The sequence below is a fragment of the Mucilaginibacter sp. RCC_168 genome, assembly GCF_041355315.1.
Classification (GTDB): Bacteria; Bacteroidota; Bacteroidia; order Sphingobacteriales; family Sphingobacteriaceae; genus Mucilaginibacter.
Window position 1 is genome coordinate 133,709 of record NZ_JBFUPN010000015.1, and the last position, 17,739, is coordinate 151,447.

Consider the following 17,739-nt stretch of genomic DNA (forward strand, 5'->3'; position numbering starts at 1 on the left):
GTATACCTTTTGTAAATGCTATCAAATGCTTAGCTTATGCCTTTGCCTTTATGCTTGTATCCTGCTAATTTAATAAAATGGAGTTGTTTAGGCATCCTGTTAACCGGTATTCTGTTTTTTTCTGCCTGTAAACAAGTAGCTACAAAAAACAATAACCATCCGGCACTGGCTGATTCCATTATCGATAGGACTAATACTTTACTCAATAGCGGGCAGCTGGAACGATCTGTTATTTATCTCGACTCTGCATACCATATTTTCCATAATCCAGGTGTCACCGATCTGTGGAAAAAATATAATCAGAAAGCTAATTATTACCTATACTACAACAAGAATCCGGTTAAAGAAAGACTATATGCCGATAGCATGTTGCTGATACTGAAAGGTAATGAGCTACAATACAAAAAAGAATATGCCGGTGCCATATTTGCCAAAGGCTATGTTTTGATGGTTGAAAAAAAGTACGCCGAAGCATTTAAATGCTTCTATGATGGTAAGCTCTTCGCTCAAAAATACCTGGATAGCTGCAGCTATTGCCAGATCACTTATCAATTAGGAATGGTGAGGTATAAACAAGGTAACTATTTAAGAGCTATCCCCTACTTTAAACAAGCCTTTGCCGAAAACAGCCATTGTAAAGCTGGTGCAGGCTTTGGTAACTTGTTTATTTATCCACAATCGCATCTCAATACCATTGCACTGTGTTTTGAACAGGCAAATATGCCCGATAGCGCTATTTATTATTATAAACGCGCGTTAACCTTTATTGATCGTAACGCAAGACGCTTTCCGGAAAAAAAGCAGTTTGCAGAAATGGCCCGGGCAATTGTGTACGGCAATTTAGGTGGGGTTTATGCTTTGATAAATAATTATACCGAAGCGGAAAAATACCTTCAGGAAAGCATTCATATCAATAATCGCCCGGGCTATGCCATAGAAGATGCGCAAACAGCACAGCTAAAACTGGCAAGCTTGTATATACAATCTTCCCGGTTTACAGCGGCTGATTCTTTATTAGGGCAAATTGAGGGCGATCTTCTCGCTGGACGCGGAAAAAGTCAAAGTAACACGGAAAATCGTTTAAAATGGAAAAAATTAAAGTGGAAGTACTTTGATAAAACCCATCAGGTGCCATTAGCTTACCAGTATATTCAGCAATATGATAGCATGCGAGATTCGCTTGATGAGGTCAGTAAGAGCTTAAAAATTGCCGATATAGACCAGGGTTTTAAGAACATAGAACAGCAATACCGCTTAACCTTATTAAATAAAAACGATCAGTTAAAAACCGCGTACCTGGCTGGGATCATTGTCTTTGCGGTGATGACGATTATTATTTTACTATTAGTATGGTATAATCTGAAGCGTTACCGAAATAGTGTTAATGAGCTAACGAAACTGAATCAAAAGATCAGTGAATATAATACGCAGATGCAAAAAACGCTTACGGCGTTGGAGCAAAGCCAGGAAGACAATACCCGTATGATGAAAATGGTAGCGCATGACCTGCGTAACCCGGTAGGAGCCATGATGACGGTGGCCACGATGATGCTGGATAATAAACACGGAACTGGTGATGATCATACCATGCTGGAGCTGATCAAAACTTCCGGAAAAAATTCCCTGAACCTGATAGATGACCTTTTACAAATTCATACCAGGCTCGAAGAGCTTAAAATGGAGCCGGTTGATATGTTTACCCTGCTGCATTATTGTGTGGAGCTTTTATATTTTAAAGCCGAAGCAAAGGGGCAACAGATACAGTTAACCGCGGATCATCTCACTATTAGCGTTAACCGGGAAAAAATGTGGCGGGTGATCAGTAACCTGATTGCTAATGCTATTAAGTTTAGCCCCAGTGGCGCTGTTGTCAATGTACAAATGATCAGTAAGGAAGATAGTGTATTGATAACCATTGAAGATCATGGCATAGGCATACCCTCAGAAATGCAAGGTAAAATATTTGACATGTTCACCGAAGCTAAAAGACCAGGAACGGCCGGAGAGCAACCTTTTGGTATGGGGTTAGCTATATCCAAACAAATTGTAGAAGCGCATGGAGGGCATATCTGGTTCGAAAGCAAACAAAGCAATGGCACATTTTTCTATGTCGAATTACCGTTAAAAAATTGAAGGAATTTCATTAATAGGATAACAGCATAGGTTAATAAATTAGGCATTTTCTTCTGAATGCCTAATTTCTACTAACTGATCTAAAGAACGATTGAAGAATTTTAGTATTGACCGAAAACATAAAAATTTTTCTATCTAAGAAGCATCGTCAATCCGCTTATCCGGATTATCCTCTTTTTTCTTAGGTTGTTTGTGAACACCCGTGCTTTTGCCAAAATGATAAGTAAAGCTTAAAGTGGCCCTTGAACCCAGTGTACGGCGCTGAAAATCCAAAAGCAATGCATCGCTGCTTCTTAAAAACGCCCATTTACGGGGTATTGAAAATATCAACGCTATTAAAACTTAAAGAAGCCTGATTGCCAGGAAAATCGTATTTGGCACCTGCATCAAAAAGAAATTTTGATTCCCTATAAAAAAACAGAGGCTTGAGATCTGTATCTCAAGCCTCTGTTTTTATTCGTTACAGGTTAAGTAAACCAGAGTCCGGTAGCTTGTTCGGCCCCTACAAGATCAGGTTGGTCAGCAGTCCAGGCGATGATCCCATCAGGGCGTATCAATAAGGCGCTCAAGCCTAATTGGTCCTTCGCCTGGCCCGAAATATACTTTATCTGATCGCCATATTCACCAGCTAAAGTTTTAAGGGAATCATTGTTATCAAAGTCAAGCAGTATCCCAAGGCCATCATGCATTAAGTCGCCAATTGTAGTACCGCCCTCCAACTCAAAGTTAGGTACGCTGTGGCCCACTAAGGGATGCTTGCCGGCAAGATTGTAATGGGTGTTAACGCCCCACACACGCCCGGCAACGTAGGTGGCCCCATCGCGGGTATTAATAAGGTCCCGCACAATCGCATACAGTGCACGGGCGGCCGGATCTGTTTTCATGATGGCAACCTGGGCTCGCGACCAATCCAGCACCTCAGCACCAATTGGATACCGTTCTGTATAATAACTATCCAGCAAGCCTTCCTGGGCCTTATTTTGGATTGTCGCGGCAAGTTTCCAGCCCAGATTCATGGCGTCGCCCAGCCCAAGATTGAGCCCCTGGCCGCCCAGCGGCGCATGAATGTGAGCGGCATCGCCGGCTAAAAATACCCGCCCGTTTCGATAAGTTGTAGCCTGCCGTGCCCGGTCGGTCCAGGTGGTTGCGACATGTATAGCACTGATCGTAACATCGGTGTTCGAGATGCGGCGGAGCATTTCCTGCAGGTGTTCAAGCGTTATCTGCTTTTTTGAATGATGAAATGCACCGCCATCAAAATCCTGTATTAATAGGTAACCCGGCTGTGATTGCATGTACATGCCTCTTGGTGTTACATTTCGGCCCGGATTGAGCTTTTCCGGGTCGGTTAGGTCAACCAGTGTTGAGTAACCGGTAAATTCCGGTTCTGTTCCGGCGAATTCAAAACCGCCCGTCTTGCGAACAACACTGCGGGCTCCATCGCAACCCACCAGCCATTTGCCTTGAAAAGACTGGTCATCAGACTGAACGGTCATCCCATCCACGGTTTGATGAAAGCCGGTTATGGCATGCCCTCGTCTTAGCTCTACGCCCAGGGCTTCCGCGCGGCGGGTTAACACGGTTTCAAGCTCCCACATCTCCGAAATTAAATTGGTTTCGGTTGAAGCTGGAAGGCGATATTCCCATTGTGAGGTGTCAATATCGCCGAAATTAAATGGAATACCGGCGAAGTGCCCTCCCTGGCGCTGCGCTCCTTGTTTGGCGTTTTGGTGCGGGTTTTTAACTCGTTCGTGGAGCTTAAGGTCTTTTAGTAAATCACGGCGGTAAAGTGCTTCAATGGTAGATGCATTAAGCCCCCGTATTCCAAAAGGCATTTGTTTTAATGGTGAGTATGGATCTTCGGCCTTTTCCAGTATCAGGACTGAACATTTGGCCAGAGCCAGTTCACAGGCAAGGAACAGGCCTACAGGCCCCGCACCGGCTATAATCACATCGTATATAGTTGAATATTGTGTAGTTTTCATTTTTAAATTATTACTTCACAAAATTCTGAAATGTTCCGCCCTTAGGATTGTATAAACGCGACAAAATCGCCGCTTACCACGGGTCTCTCTTTTTTTGCTTTACGGGCGAACGCTCCCGGCGTGGTACCGCTGTAGCGTTTGAATTCCCTGCTTAAATGGGCCTGATCAGTATAGCCCAGCTCATGTGCTAAGCCGGCAATGTTGGTATACGGATAACTCCATAATTGGTTTCGTACCTGTTCAAAACGTATCAGGGCCGACACATCCTTAACTGTATAACCAGATGATTGCTTGAAATTCCTTTCCAGTGTACGTACCGTAGCATGGGCCGCCTCTGCAACCTGGCTTACCGGCATGGCGCCGTTGGCTTTTCGCATGGCAACTCCCGCTTTGAATAGCATACTGCTGGTAGCTACACCCGACCATGCATCCATGAAATATTGCTTTACCTCTGCTATCGCTTCATCTATTTTACCGGCATGAACCAGCTTATCCAATATAGATTGAAGCCGGACGATAGGATGCTCAAATATATGCACCGCACCTTTACCCGATGGTAGTCCGAGCAGATCGAATACCGTCCATGGATAGCACCTGATGGCAATGATCTCTAAACGATTTTTTGAGTAAAAAATAGTAGGTTGATTAAGCAGGCCCATCATAAATGGTGACGGTAAGGGCTGCAAACCTCCTTGATGCATCCTGCTGCAGCAGCCTCCAAAATGAAAAATAATTTCGGCATAGCCATCGGGTTGCACCTCAAAATCTGATAGCACTTCTCCTGATTCTCTTTTGTTGTACCAAAAGCACTTGATGGTATCCCGTAGCTCTTCAGGAGGTTCAAATTCTTGGTGTAGCATTTTTAAAGATAGCACATTTGAGCGTATAGGATACAAACAAGAGGTAAAGTACTTATTCAGTATTTCAGAATGCACACCCAAACCTTTTGCTTTATTCGTGAACGGGCAAAGCAAGATCTGCAGTTTTTATCCTTTCCTAAGAGAATAGATCAAACTAAACCCAATAGGCCATGTTCATGGTACAAAAGCTGTCATACTATGAAAGATATCTTTGCTAAATAAGCTTAATAAATATTCATTTATAAAAAAATAGACTGCACGTAGCCTAAATTTTTAGTTTATATATTTGCCGTCCTGCCCTATTAAAATACATACTTATGGAATATTCTAAAAATTACGTTGCTAAAGAAGAACACATCGATGTTCAGGAAATTATGGATGGTTTGTATTACCCTTTTTATATGGAATACTGCCGGCATGATTACATCCGCGAAGTGCTGGGTTTTGATCTGGAGATCGAAGCTAAAAATGGTGTATACATGGTACTTTCAAACTACAGCATCAGCTTTTTACGCTCCTTAAAAAAAGGCGATAACTTTACCGTAACCTGCGAGCTTTTTGCCGACAAAGGCGGTGCACCGAAGCTGCATTTTAAACAATCCATGATTCTGAATAATAAAGTGATGACCAAGGCTGTTTTTACCGGCACCTGTGTACCAGCTAAAGGCGGCAGACCTTATTTACCGGCATCGGTATTGGAAAAAGTAAAAGATGCGCCTGTATTAGAAGCTTAACCCAATCGGGATAGATGAAGAAAAGACCTTTAGCCTGGTGGTTAAAGGTCTTTTTTATGAGATAGAGTATCGTCCGAAACTTAATGTCAAATAACTATCTTTGCCGCCATGAATATCCTGATCCTCGGTTCGGGCGGAAGGGAAAGTGCCTTCGCCTGGAAAATCGCTCAAAGTCCAAAGTGTCAAAACCTTTTTATTGCACCCGGTAATGCCGGTACTACGCAGTATGGCACCAATGTTAACCTTAAAGTTACCGACTTTGAAGGCATCAAGACTTTTGTGCTCAGCAATGACATCAACCTGGTTCTGGTTGGCCCCGAGGAACCGCTGGTAAAAGGCGTTCATGACTTTTTCCTGAACGATGAGCAATTGAAAAGTATTCCGGTGGTAGGTCCGCAGCAGGAAGCAGCCCAGTTGGAGGGCAGCAAGGATTTTTCCAAACAGTTTATGCAAAAGCATAACATCCCTACAGCAGCTTACAAAACCTTCACCAAAGATACTTTACAGGAAGGTTTAACTTACCTGGCCACCGCCGGATTACCCGTTGTGCTAAAAGCAGATGGATTGGCAGCAGGCAAGGGCGTGTTAATATGCACCACCCTTGAAGAAGCCCAGCTGGAGCTTACCGAAATGCTGGCCGAAGCCAAATTTGGTGAAGCCAGCTCGCGCGTGGTTATTGAACAGTTTTTAACAGGTATTGAACTTTCGGTTTTTGTAATGACCGATGGCAATAGCTATAAGATATTACCCGAAGCCAAGGATTACAAACGTATTGGCGAAGGTGATACCGGCCTGAATACCGGTGGCATGGGCTCTGTTTCGCCGGTGCCATTTGCCGATGCTGCCTACATGAAAAAGGTAGAAGAGAAAGTGATCATCCCTACCATTGAAGGCTTAAAAAAGGACGGCATACCTTACAAAGGCTTTATTTTTATTGGTTTGATGAACAGCGAAGGTGAGCCTTGGGTAATTGAATACAACTGCCGCATGGGCGATCCGGAAACAGAAAGCGTGATGCGCCGTATCGATTCGGATTTTGTTGATCTGCTGCAAGGTGTTGCCGAAGTAAACCTTGATCAGAAAGAATTAATAATCAGCCCTAAAACCGCGGCTACTGTAGTGATGGTGGCAGGCGGATATCCTGGCGAGTACCTTAAAAACAAGGTGGTCACCGGAACAGAGAATATTCATGAATCTATTGTTTTTCATGCAGGTACATCAACCGATGGCGATAACGTGATCACCACAGGCGGTCGTGTTCTGGCGATTACAACTCTACAGGACAATATGTTTAAAGCCCTGCAACAAGCCACCGCCGATGCCAGTCGCATTTATTACGATGGCATGTATTTCAGAAGAGATATTGGGTTTGATCTGTTGTAGTTCATTGGTTCACCTGTTCATTAGTTCATTGGGGACATAGTTCAATAAAACCATCATCTCATGAAAAAGCCAGATCGTTTGTAAATCGCGATCTGGCTTTGTGTACACGTTCACCAATGAACCAGTGAACCAATGAGCTAATGAACCATCTAAATCTTCCCGAAAATTTGGGCCAGTTTATTTTCCAGCTCTTCGCCTCTTAGGTTTTTGGCGATGATCTTGCCGTCGGGATCTAATAAAAAGTTTTGCGGAATGCCGCGCACTGCATATAACGCGGCAGCTTTACTATCCCAGAATTTCAGGTCGGATACATGATTCCAGGTCAGGCCATCTTTATGAATAGCTGCCAGCCATTTATCTTTAGCATTTGGTCGGTCTAAAGACACGCCCAGAATAGTAAATTTTTTGTTTTTATATTTATTGTAAGCCACCACAACGTTCGGGTTTTCTCTACGACATGGGCCACACCATGAAGCCCAGAAATCAATCAGCACATATTTTCCACGGAATGATGACAGGCTGATCTCCTTACCACTGGTATCGGCTTCGGCAAACTCAGGCGCTGTTGCACCCAAGGCAACCGCTTTGAGCTTAGGCATACGCTCAGCGAATTTTTTACCGGCCTCTGTTTCCTTTACAGCAGGCGTTAAAGCAGTGAACAAAGGCTCAATATCTACATAGTCGGCACTATAGGCATAGCCTTCCAGCGCGTTCAGACTGATGTAAGAATCAGGATTGTCTTTAATGAATTGTTTATCAACAAGTGTGCTTTTATCGTCAATGGCTTTTTCTTCGGCAGACAGTTGCTTGGCAAACGCCGGATCGGCTTGTTGCTCGGGCGTTGCGGCTTTACGTTTAGCGGCAAGAGCCTCATAAGCATCATTTATCGGCTTTTGAGCCAGCTTATATTTTTCGTTATCCTTATTGGTTTTGGGCCCGTCAACTTTGGCATTGGCCAGCAGATCGGCAGTAGTTACGTTAACGGTTCCGCCTTCAATATAAATGGAACGGTAATCGTCACTATTATTAGCGCCATTACCTTTGTTGTTAAACACCAGGTAAGCATTAACCGGATCACTACCTGTTACACCCGCAAACTGGAACTTCCCCCCGGCCAAAGTAACCGAGTCAATTATAGTTTTACCTTGTTTACGGTATTCCAGGTATACTTTTGCAGGTGCGTTATTGTCACCAATTTTCCCCTGAATGGTATATTTTGCATCCTGTGCAAAACCTATAGCCGGCATGCCTGCCAATGCTAACAAAGCTATTTTTTTTAGTGCGGTGCTGTTCATACGGCAAAATAGTAATATTTTAATTATATAAATACTTATTAATTAAAATATTACCATACTAATACCACAATACTATATTTTACCAAATAGCTCCTGCAATTTGGCGTCCAGGTCTTCACCACGCAGGTTTTTGGCAATGATCTTACCGTTAGGGTCAATCAGGAAATTTTGGGGGATAGAGCTTACCTGGTAAAGCCCGGCAGCTTCATTATTCCAGAATTTAAGATCGGATACTTGCGTCCACTCCAATCCGTCGCTTTTAATTGCGGCCAGCCAGGCCGATTTGCCTTCGGGCTTATCCAATGATACCCCTAATACGGTGAAGTTTTTGGTTTTATATTTATTATAGTTGCGTACCACGTTCGGGTTTTCCTGACGGCAAGGGCCACACCAGGATGCCCAAAAATCAATCAGCACATATTTCCCCCTAAATGATGATAGCTTAACCGGTGCACCGTTTACATCGTTCTGGATAAAGTCTGGCGCTACAGCTCCTATGGCAGTTACTTTTAATGCGTCAATACCGTGTTTCAGGTTTTTACCACTCTCGGAATCCCGCAAGCTTTGAGATAAACCATTAAATAAGGGTTCAATCTCCGTAGGGTCAGGTGCTGGTCCTGCTACGGAATTTATAGCCAGCAAACTCAGATAACTATTCGGGTTATTGGTAATAAAATTTTTGAGCACTGCCTTTTGTTCGGCCTGGATGTTTTTATAACGGGCCTGCATCCTGGCCTGAAAATCAGGCGCTTTTTGCTGATCGGGTGTAGCAGCTTTTGCTTCGGCCATTAATGCCTGTGCTTTTTTATTGATTGCAGCCAGTTGCCCGGTAAGCCTCCGGTTATCATCATTTAAAACCGAACCCGAAATGAGTGATTTAGAAAGCGAATCTTTACTATTGACGGTTATCGTCCCTTTTTCCAGGAAAAGATTCAAATCATCCGCTGTGTTTGATGGACCGCCGTCGGGATAGTTTTGCTGAATAAATTTGTTCAGACCAATACCTTTATAATCCAGTGCCAAAGTTGCATTCACCGGGTTTAATATGGATCCCTTAAAGCTAAAACTACCGGTGGTTACGCTCGATGAATCCACCACGTTATTGGAACCCAACTGGTATATCAGGTACACTTTGGCGGGAGCACCAAGAGCGCCTACTTTACCATTGATAGTAAAAGTGTCAGAAGTTTGGGCAAATGCCATTAAGGGCAGCATAGCCGCCACAGAGAAAATCAGTTTCTTCATTAGAATATCAAAACTATAAGCATTCTTAACGCAAGAATGCCGGTTGAATTATAATTTATCAGTTTAATTTTTGATAAGTACGCCACCAAAGATCGGGTAATTCGCCCGAAGCTGCCATTTTATAATCGGCATAGCTACAGGGCACCAGGTGAAAACGCTCATTCCGGGATCCGCCTGTGGGGTACGGCACCTGCATCCACCAGCGGTCAGATTTCTTGCTTTTTACAAACACCACTTCCTGATCTTCGTGCTTTAAACTTGTTTTATAGATAAGGTATTGACTTTTTGGGTTGAGCGGAAAATCGCGCTTACGGTTATAAACCCCTTCAATAAAATACCAGATCATTTGCGCCAGCTGCGTAGCGGTTTGACCATTGCTGTCATAAGCCGGGTTAAATTCATAAAAACCAATAGAAGTTAGCTTATCATTAAAACCAGCATAACGGCAAAGCTGACAAGCTTCTTCACCGTAAAAACCGTTGGGTGTGGCATTGGCATTGCCCATCGCATCGGCCGAACGGATGGCGCCTACATCAAAACTGATCATACTCGCATTACGGATGGCTGGCTCGGTAACTGCCACATTGCCGGTAAGCTCGCCCAGGCGGTGTACATCAAAATAAAGCTTCTCCATAACCCGCAGGCTCTCCTGACTTACAAAATAAGTTTGGTAACCCAGGTTGCTGTAATTGAACAGGAAATTAGGCTCATGCAAAAATATTTTGTTGAGATAGGATGTTGAGGTGGTTTCAATGCCGCCTTGAGTATCGTCCTCATCCAGGTCAAAATGCGAGTCGATCACCACCAGATCAACCTTTTGTTCCAGGTCTTCATAGCCCAGGTATTGCGCATAGGTCAGGTCCTGACCGCCGCCTAATATAATAGGAATAATATCTTTTTTAATGAGCTCGGCCACTACGGTTTTAAGCGCGAAATAAGTATCAGTCACTGTGGCGCCGGCGCGTATATTACCCAAATCGGCAATTTTTACACTATAGCCACCTTCATAAAGCTGGTAAAGTTTTTCGCGGATATAATCGGGGCCAAGGGCACAGCCCTGATTATCGGTAGCATTACGATCATCCATAACACCAATGATGGCCAGGTCGGTTTTTTCTTCCAGATCGGGAAAATCGACAGAATAATGCACAATTTTGTCGCCAAGCTGGCTGGTATAATACCCCTTTTTAGGAGTGATCTTTTTAAGATCAATAGGTGTAAAAAAATCAGCTAAGGACATAATGTTTTAATGTGCAAATATGCAGATGTGCAAATGTGCAGATAGATGTGCAGATGTGCAAATGATGGATGTGCAAATGTGCAGATTTCAGATGTGCAGATGATTTTATAATTCTGGTAATTATTGATTCTGAATCAGGCAAAATTTGCACATCTACATATTTGCACACCTGCACATCCAAAATAATCTGCACATCTGAAATCTGCACATTTATTATCACATTTGCACATATGATACTGATCACCGGCGCAACAGGTTTTTTAGGAGCTGAACTGGCAAAACTGCTGGTGAATTCAGGCCAACACATCCGTTGCACAAAAAGGAGTACTTCCAGGATACCCGCATTGTTAACCCCCTATCAAACACAAATAGAATGGGTTGACGCTGATATGCTGGATATATTTGCTTTGGTCGATGCGCTGGAAGGTGTTACCCAGGTTTATCATTGCGCTGCCTGGGTATCTTTAAAACAGGCGGACAAAGATCCCATGATCAATACCAATGTCACGGGTACGGCCAATGTGGTTAACTTATGTGTCGAGCGCGGCATAAGGATGGTTCATGTAAGCTCGATTGCTGCCATTGGTATAGCCAAACCGGGGGAGCTGATCACCGAAAACCATCACCTGGAGCAATCAACCGAAAATGATGGTTATGCCATATCCAAGCTGGAAAGCGAAATGGAAGTATGGCGGGGCATAGCCGAAGGCCTGGATGCCGTGATTGTTAACCCTTCCCTTATTTTAGGAGCAAGCGCTGGTACATCTGGTACGGGTGCATTATTCAAAACCGTACAAAAGGGACTTAAATATTATACCGGCGGCAGCGGTGGTTTTGTTGATGTGGAGGATGTGGCCAAATGCATGGTTGCCCTCATGAACAGAGATATTACCGCCGAGCGTTATATCATCAGCGCAGAAAATTATACTTATCAGAATATGACCACTGAAATCGCCCGTGATTTCGGCATAAAACCGCCATCCAAATTAGCCAAACCCTGGATGATGGGTCTGGCCTGGCGCGGCGCGGCTGTACTGGCTGCCTTAACCGGTGGATCACCTGCTATTGATAAGGTCTCAGCCAGGGCAGCTTCCGAGGTCCGCAATTTTGATAATTCAAAGATCAAGGAAGCTATCGGCATAGAGTTTAAACCGGTGAGTGAAACTATTGCAGAGGTTTGTAAAGCGTTGAATGTTCATTAGTTCATTGGGTGATTAGTTCATTAGTATCATGTTGGAGTAATTGTGCGCTAAAACCAATGAACTAATCACCCAATGAACTAATGAACCAACAAAAAAATTTCGCACATTTGCACCCAAGATGGAGCAGTACTTTATTATTGATTTCGACAGCACGTTTACACAGGTAGAAGCCCTTGATGAACTGGCCCGCATTTCCCTCAAAAATCACCCCAACCGGGAGGATATTTATAAACAGATAGAAGATCTGACCAACGCTTCGATGGAAGGCCGGTTGTCATTTACCCAAAGTTTGGAAAACCGCGTTAAGCTATTAGAGGCCAACCGCGATCATTTAAAGCAACTCATTACCCATCTTAAGAAAAAAGTATCCACTTCGTTTTCTCGGAATACCATATTCTTTAAAAATCATCAGGACGAGGTTCTCATCGTATCCGGTGGCTTTAAGGAGTTTATTACCCCGGTTGTTACCGAATATCATATCAAAAAAGAAAACATCTACGCCAATACCTTTGTGTTTGACGAGGAGGGTAAGATCATCGGTTACGACAGGGAAAATCCACTATCGCAGGAAGGTGGTAAAGTTAAATTACTGAAAGAATTACAGCTGCCCGGCGATATCTATGGCATTGGCGATGGCTATTCGGATTTCCAGCTGAAGGAATCGGGTATGATCAAAAAATTCTTCGCCTTTACCGAAAACATCGAACGTAAGTCGGTGGCCGAAAAAGCCGATCACATAACACCCAGCTTTGACGAGTTTTTATACCTCAATAAACTGCCGCGCGCTATTTCATATCCAAAAAACCGCATTAAATGCCTCATAGTAGGTAATGTGGATGATGACGCGCTGGCGCAAATGAAAAAAGAAGGCTATAACTTGCGCCACCGCGAAAGCATTGAAGAAAAATACCTGGAAGAAGCCGGTGTTTTATTTTGTGACGAAGCTAATCAGCCCACTCCTGAACAAGTACAAAACGCGGGCAGACTAAAAGTGATCGGTATTTTTGGCAAAAGCAATCGCAAGCTTGCCGATGCGGCTACAGAAAGCGGTATCATCATATTTGACGATCCTAAACATAATCCTCACAACAACGATTTTATACCCCGCCGAGTAATGGCTTTTATGAATGAGGGTAAAACACATACCAGCTGTAACTTTCCCGATCTGCAGCCACCTCGTGTAAGTAATGCCCATCGGCTCATCCATATCCACAAAAACATACCGGGCATACTGGCCAAAATAAATGAGGTATTTGCTCGCCACAACATCAATATAGTAGGCGAATTTTTGGTTACCAACACTCAGATAGGCTATGTAATTACCGATGTAAACACCGGTTATGATCCGCAGGTACTTAACGAGCTAAAAGCTATTGAGCATACCATTAAGTTTAGGTTGCTGTATTAATACGTTGTGAGTTATATGTTTTACGTAGTACGTTTAAAAGATTCAAAAATCGTATAACCTAAACAGCCTTACTCCACAAACGGCACCACCAGCACCGGAACTGCCGAATGGCGCACCACATGCTCGGCAACACTACCAATGAGCAAACGGTCGAAGCCCGAACGTTTATGCGTGCCAATTACAATCATATCAGCATTAAACTCTTTACAACAATCAATTATCCCTTCGGCCCGGGAGCCGTATTGCTTAAAGGCTGTTATTTCCACCCCATCGCCAAATTCTTTGATGGTATTGGCGATAAGCATTTCTGTTTGGCTGTTTTGTACCTCGTTTAACTCCACGTCCTGAATGCCAAAAGTGCTATCCATAGGTGTTCCGGTTAAATTATCTGCAGGTGTCGAAGGCATGACAATGGGTTCGATGATGTGCACCAAGCCTACAGCGGCTTTATAATCCCGGGCCATATCAAAGCCATAGGCAGCAGCATTGCGCGCATAAGCGCTATCGTCAATCCCTATAAGTATTTTACTGATCTTCATGGGGTTTAAGCTTAATTTTTCAGCATTCAAAAGTTCCGGTTCAGATAATTGCTATAAAGACATTTATGCCGCAAAAATGTTTCTGCTTTTTGCAGATATCCTACCAATTTGCTGATATCTCATTTTTACTACCTTTGATCATGCATTTCCATCCTGAAATTGAAGATCGCCTGGCACGTTTGCAGGAAAAATATGAAGCCATGGGGCAGGACATGACCTCCTACCTCGACGGTCTGCTGCATGCCGACTTTTTAACCTACTGGGATTATATTCACCTGGATACCTTACTGAGTTTACAGAGCCCCAAAACCCCCTTCCCTGATGAAGAGATATTTATCATCTATCACCAGATCACCGAGCTGTATTTTAAACTAACCTTGCATGAGTGCCGGCAAATTGCCGAAGCACAGCCGCTAACGGTTGATTTTTTTACCGCGAGGTTAAAACGCATCAACCGCTATTTTGGCGCCCTTACCCAATCATTCGAAATCATGGTTGATGGCATGGAGAAAGAGCAGTTCCTGAAATTCCGGATGTCGTTACTACCCGCCAGCGGATTTCAGTCGGGCCAGTACCGGATGATTGAGATATATGCTACTGATTTTATTAACCTGGTTGATAAGGATAAGCGTCCGGAACTCAGCAAGGCCTCCATTGAAGACCAGTTTGAGTACCTGTACTGGAAATTTGGCGCTACTGAACTATCTACCGGCAAAAAAACGCTTACACTCAAACAGTTTGAGAAAAAATATTCCAAAACATTTATTGAGTTGGGTAAAATCAGCGTTAACCACAACTTTAACGCCTTGGCCTGCCAGTTTGAAACCGCCGGACAATTAACGCCCGAACTCAAACTGGAGCTCAAACAACTGGACGTGAACGTGAATATCAACTGGCCGTTATCGCATTATAAATCGGCGGTACGATACCTGAACCGCGAGCCCGAAGAGATCAAAGCCACCGGCGGTACCAACTGGCAAAAGTACCTGCCTCCCCGTTTCCAGAAAAGGATATTTTACCCATCACTATGGACTGCTAATGAGCTCGACAACTGGGGCAAGGCCTGGGTGGAGAGCGTACTGGGATAAAAATATATTTAACAACATTTGTTTGTCATTCTGAGGAACGAAGAATCTATTTTTGAACATACAATCTGTAGAACAGATTCTTCACTACGCTACCCGCGTGACGTCCCCTCATGTCATTGCGAGGAGGAACGACGAAGCAATCGCATGCTATACAGAGCCGCCCTGTATAGTTCGCGATTGCCACGCTACGCTCGCAATGACATATTTTATACATGATTGAGTATCATTCATAAATTAACACGTCATTTCATCTTCATAATCCCCGGATTTTAAAAACTCAGAATGACAAAATATTTAGAAACAAAAGCGCCGTCTGATATCAGACGGCGCTTTTGTTTTACTTATGAGCGGATGCACACGATTACCAAACTTTCACACGCTCATTTTCGGGGCGGTAAAGCTTGTCGCCGGGTTTTACGCCAAATGCTTTGTAAAATGCCGGGGTGTTTGACAGCGGACCGTTCACACGGTACATCTCTGGAGAGTGCGGGTCAACGCTGATACGCATACGCATGGTTTCGTCGCGGGTTTTGATACGCCATACCTGGCCAAACGACAGGAAGAAACGCTGATCTGGCGTAAAACCATCAATCTTTGCATCGCCTTTGCCCTGCTCGGTTCTTTTAAATGCTTCGTAAGCTATAGCCACACCACCAATATCGGCCAGGTTTTCACCCTGGGTAAGGCTGCCGTTTACATGCAGGTTGTTCAATACAGTGAATTTGTTGTACTGTTCGATCATCAACCCTACACGACTTTTAAACTTATCAGCATCCGCTTTTGTCCACCAGTCTTTCAGGTTACCATCTTTATCGTACTGGCGACCTTGATCATCAAAGCCATGGGTCATTTCGTGCCCGATAACCGCACCAATAGCGCCATAATTAATAGCATCATCGGCATCCTTATCAAAGAAAGGAAATTGCAATATACCAGCCGGAAAAACGATCTCATTAAAGGTGGGGTTATAATAGGCGTTAACGGTTGGCGGTGTCATGCCCCATTCAGTTTTATCAACCGGTTTGCCTGCTTTTTTGATCATTTCATTATAATGATGACGGGCAATGGATTCCTGATTTTTGTAATAAGCATCCTTACTAATCGTTACATCATCATAAGTTTTCCATTTATCGGGATAACCAATTTTCTTGGTAAAGGCGGCCAGTTTAGCCAAGGCTTTGGCCTTGGTTTCGGGGCTCATCCAATCCAGTTTTTCAATACGGTCTTTATATACGCTTTGCAGGTTATTTACCAGCGTAAGCATACGTTGTTTAGCATCAGGGGTAAAATACTTCTCTACATAAAGCTGTCCTAATAATTCGCCAATGCCACCATCAACGGTTTCAATAACGGTTTTCCAACGCTCCTGTTCTTGTTTTTTACCACTCAGCGTTTTGCCGTTAAACTCAAAGTTGGCGTCCCTGAAAGCTTTGCTCAGGGCTGTTGAAGCGTTATCCAAAGCGGTAAAAGTTGCCTTATCTTTCCAAACCTCAATAGGTTCAGATTTTAAAAGGCCATCCAACGCTTTAAAATAAGCAGGCTGACCCACCAAAACGGTATCTGCACTTAGCTCCAGGTGTTTAAAAGCATCCTTTAGGTCGATATCCGGGACCTGTTTTTGCAAATCCGCAACGGCGAATTTATTGTAGTTCTTAACCGGGTCGCGCAGTTCGGTTGGTGTCAGGTGCGATTTAGCTATCAAGGTTTCCAGTTTTAGGATACCATCGGCTTTTTTAGTTGCCGTAGCTTCGTCAACACCAGTCAGCGTAAACAATTTGGCGATGTACTTTACATAGGCGGCACGTATTTTAACCGTAGCCGAGTCGCTGTTGAAATAATAGTCGCGGTTAGGTAAGCCTAAACCAGCCTGGTCAAAATGAGCGATATTTTGGGTGCTGATACGGTCATCCGGACTAACAGAAAATCCTAATAAAAATCCGCCGCCATCTTTATAGCTATCGGCCGCCAGGCTTATCAATCCTTTATAATCCTTCACTACGGCAATTTTTGCCAGTACGGGCTTAACAGGCTCATAACCCAGCTTTTCGATTCCTACCGTATCCATACCGCTGGTGTACAGATCGGCCACTTTTTGCTCCTTGCTGCCTGCAGCGTTATCCTGCTTGGTAATTTCTTCCAGTATTTTGTGCAGGTTTTTCTGGTTATCATCATACAGCGTATAAAACGAACCCCATCCGCGCTGCGATGCTGGTATCTCGGTTTTTTTTAACCATGCGCCGCTGGCGTACAAATAAAAATTGTCGCCGGGTTTTACCGTGGTGTCCATACCTGTTTTATCAAAAAATACGGTGCGTTTAGGGGCATCATCGGTTGATGACGACTCCTTTTTTTGGCCGCATGACGCTAAAATAGCGACAGGAATAGCCGCCAAAGCCCATTTTGTTATTCTCATAAATTGTTTTTTAAATGTCAGTCCTAAAAAATCTAAGTTATAAAGTTCAATTGATAATAACTAAGACGCAACTGACATATATCTGTTACACGGCAGGTTTAACTTCAGCTACAGAAAGCCTCACCTAAACGGCGAAGCCCTCATGTAATAATCCTCTCCAAAGGAGAGGACTTTGAAATAAACGTGATAGAGTCAAATGGCTATTCTGTAAAAA

The 17,739-nt window shown here is 43.7% G+C and carries 14 protein-coding genes; 6 read left to right on the forward strand and 8 right to left on the reverse strand.

All coding sequences use genetic code 11. The annotated features are described in order from the left end of the window. The first annotated feature begins 36 nt into the window (after nt 1–36). Entirely contained in the window at nt 37–2,133 is a 2,097-nt protein-coding gene (locus AB6735_RS15835) for an ATP-binding protein (protein WP_370996819.1), read from the forward strand. A 135-nt stretch (nt 2,134–2,268) separates the two neighbouring features. On the opposite strand, the gene AB6735_RS15840 is transcribed toward AB6735_RS15835, so the two are convergent. The 3 genes from AB6735_RS15840 to AB6735_RS15850 form a co-directional block, all read right to left on the reverse strand. Then, nucleotides 2,269–2,463, reverse strand: coding sequence for a hypothetical protein (locus AB6735_RS15840; protein WP_370996820.1), 195 nt, complete (start codon nt 2,461–2,463; stop codon nt 2,269–2,271). Nucleotides 2,464–2,600: 137 nt separating this feature from the next. Further along, nucleotides 2,601–4,118 carry an FAD-dependent monooxygenase gene (locus AB6735_RS15845; protein ID WP_370996821.1) on the reverse strand — a complete coding sequence of 506 codons (1,518 nt, stop codon included), beginning with the start codon at nt 4,116–4,118 and terminating at the stop codon, nt 2,601–2,603. A gap of 41 nt (nt 4,119–4,159) precedes the next feature. Continuing rightward, a complete protein-coding gene (locus AB6735_RS15850) occupies nt 4,160–4,978 on the reverse strand; it encodes a helix-turn-helix domain-containing protein (RefSeq protein WP_370996822.1) in 819 nt (272 codons plus the stop codon). Nucleotides 4,979–5,295: 317 nt separating this feature from the next. Between AB6735_RS15850 and AB6735_RS15855 the strand changes: the two genes are divergently transcribed. Together AB6735_RS15855 and purD are read left to right on the forward strand one after the other, a co-directional pair. Further along, the gene (locus tag AB6735_RS15855; RefSeq protein ID WP_370996823.1) at nt 5,296–5,712 is read left to right on the forward strand and encodes an acyl-CoA thioesterase; all 417 of its coding nucleotides are present in this window, start codon (nt 5,296–5,298) and stop codon (nt 5,710–5,712) included. A 108-nt stretch (nt 5,713–5,820) separates the two neighbouring features. Continuing rightward, nucleotides 5,821–7,095, forward strand: a complete 1,275-nt coding sequence (purD, locus tag AB6735_RS15860; protein WP_370996824.1) for a phosphoribosylamine--glycine ligase — start codon at nt 5,821–5,823, stop codon at nt 7,093–7,095. A gap of 149 nt (nt 7,096–7,244) precedes the next feature. Here the strand turns inward: purD and AB6735_RS15865 are convergent, their stop codons facing one another. The 3 genes from AB6735_RS15865 to AB6735_RS15875 all read right to left on the reverse strand — a co-directional run bounded on the left by AB6735_RS15865 (nt 7,245) and on the right by AB6735_RS15875 (nt 10,875). Next, nucleotides 7,245–8,390, reverse strand: a complete 1,146-nt coding sequence (locus AB6735_RS15865) for a redoxin domain-containing protein (protein WP_370996825.1) — start codon at nt 8,388–8,390, stop codon at nt 7,245–7,247. Between the two features lie 72 nt (nt 8,391–8,462). Next, the gene (locus AB6735_RS15870; RefSeq protein ID WP_370996826.1) at nt 8,463–9,635 is read right to left on the reverse strand and encodes a redoxin domain-containing protein; all 1,173 of its coding nucleotides are present in this window, start codon (nt 9,633–9,635) and stop codon (nt 8,463–8,465) included. 58 nt (nt 9,636–9,693) lie between these two features. Beyond that, nucleotides 9,694–10,875, reverse strand: a complete 1,182-nt coding sequence (locus AB6735_RS15875; protein ID WP_370996827.1) for a formimidoylglutamase — start codon at nt 10,873–10,875, stop codon at nt 9,694–9,696. A gap of 230 nt (nt 10,876–11,105) precedes the next feature. On the opposite strand from AB6735_RS15875, the gene AB6735_RS15880 reads away from it, so the two are divergent. Next, nucleotides 11,106–12,077, forward strand: coding sequence for an NAD-dependent epimerase/dehydratase family protein (locus AB6735_RS15880; RefSeq protein ID WP_370996828.1), 972 nt, complete (start codon nt 11,106–11,108; stop codon nt 12,075–12,077). Nucleotides 12,078–12,195: 118 nt separating this feature from the next. Beyond that, entirely contained in the window at nt 12,196–13,485 is a 1,290-nt protein-coding gene (locus AB6735_RS15885) for an HAD-IB family phosphatase (protein ID WP_370996829.1), read from the forward strand. Between the two features lie 68 nt (nt 13,486–13,553). On the opposite strand, the gene AB6735_RS15890 is transcribed toward AB6735_RS15885, so the two are convergent. Next, nucleotides 13,554–14,024 carry a universal stress protein gene (locus tag AB6735_RS15890; protein ID WP_370996830.1) on the reverse strand — a complete coding sequence of 157 codons (471 nt, stop codon included), beginning with the start codon at nt 14,022–14,024 and terminating at the stop codon, nt 13,554–13,556. 140 nt (nt 14,025–14,164) lie between these two features. Between AB6735_RS15890 and AB6735_RS15895 the strand changes: the two genes are divergently transcribed. Next, complete coding sequence (locus AB6735_RS15895; RefSeq protein WP_370996831.1) at nt 14,165–15,112, forward strand: tryptophan 2,3-dioxygenase family protein; 948 nt, start codon at nt 14,165–14,167, stop codon at nt 15,110–15,112. A 361-nt stretch (nt 15,113–15,473) separates the two neighbouring features. Here the strand turns inward: AB6735_RS15895 and AB6735_RS15900 are convergent, their stop codons facing one another. Beyond that, entirely contained in the window at nt 15,474–17,525 is a 2,052-nt protein-coding gene (locus AB6735_RS15900; protein WP_370996832.1) for a M13 family metallopeptidase, read from the reverse strand. Nucleotides 17,526–17,739 lie beyond the last annotated feature (214 nt).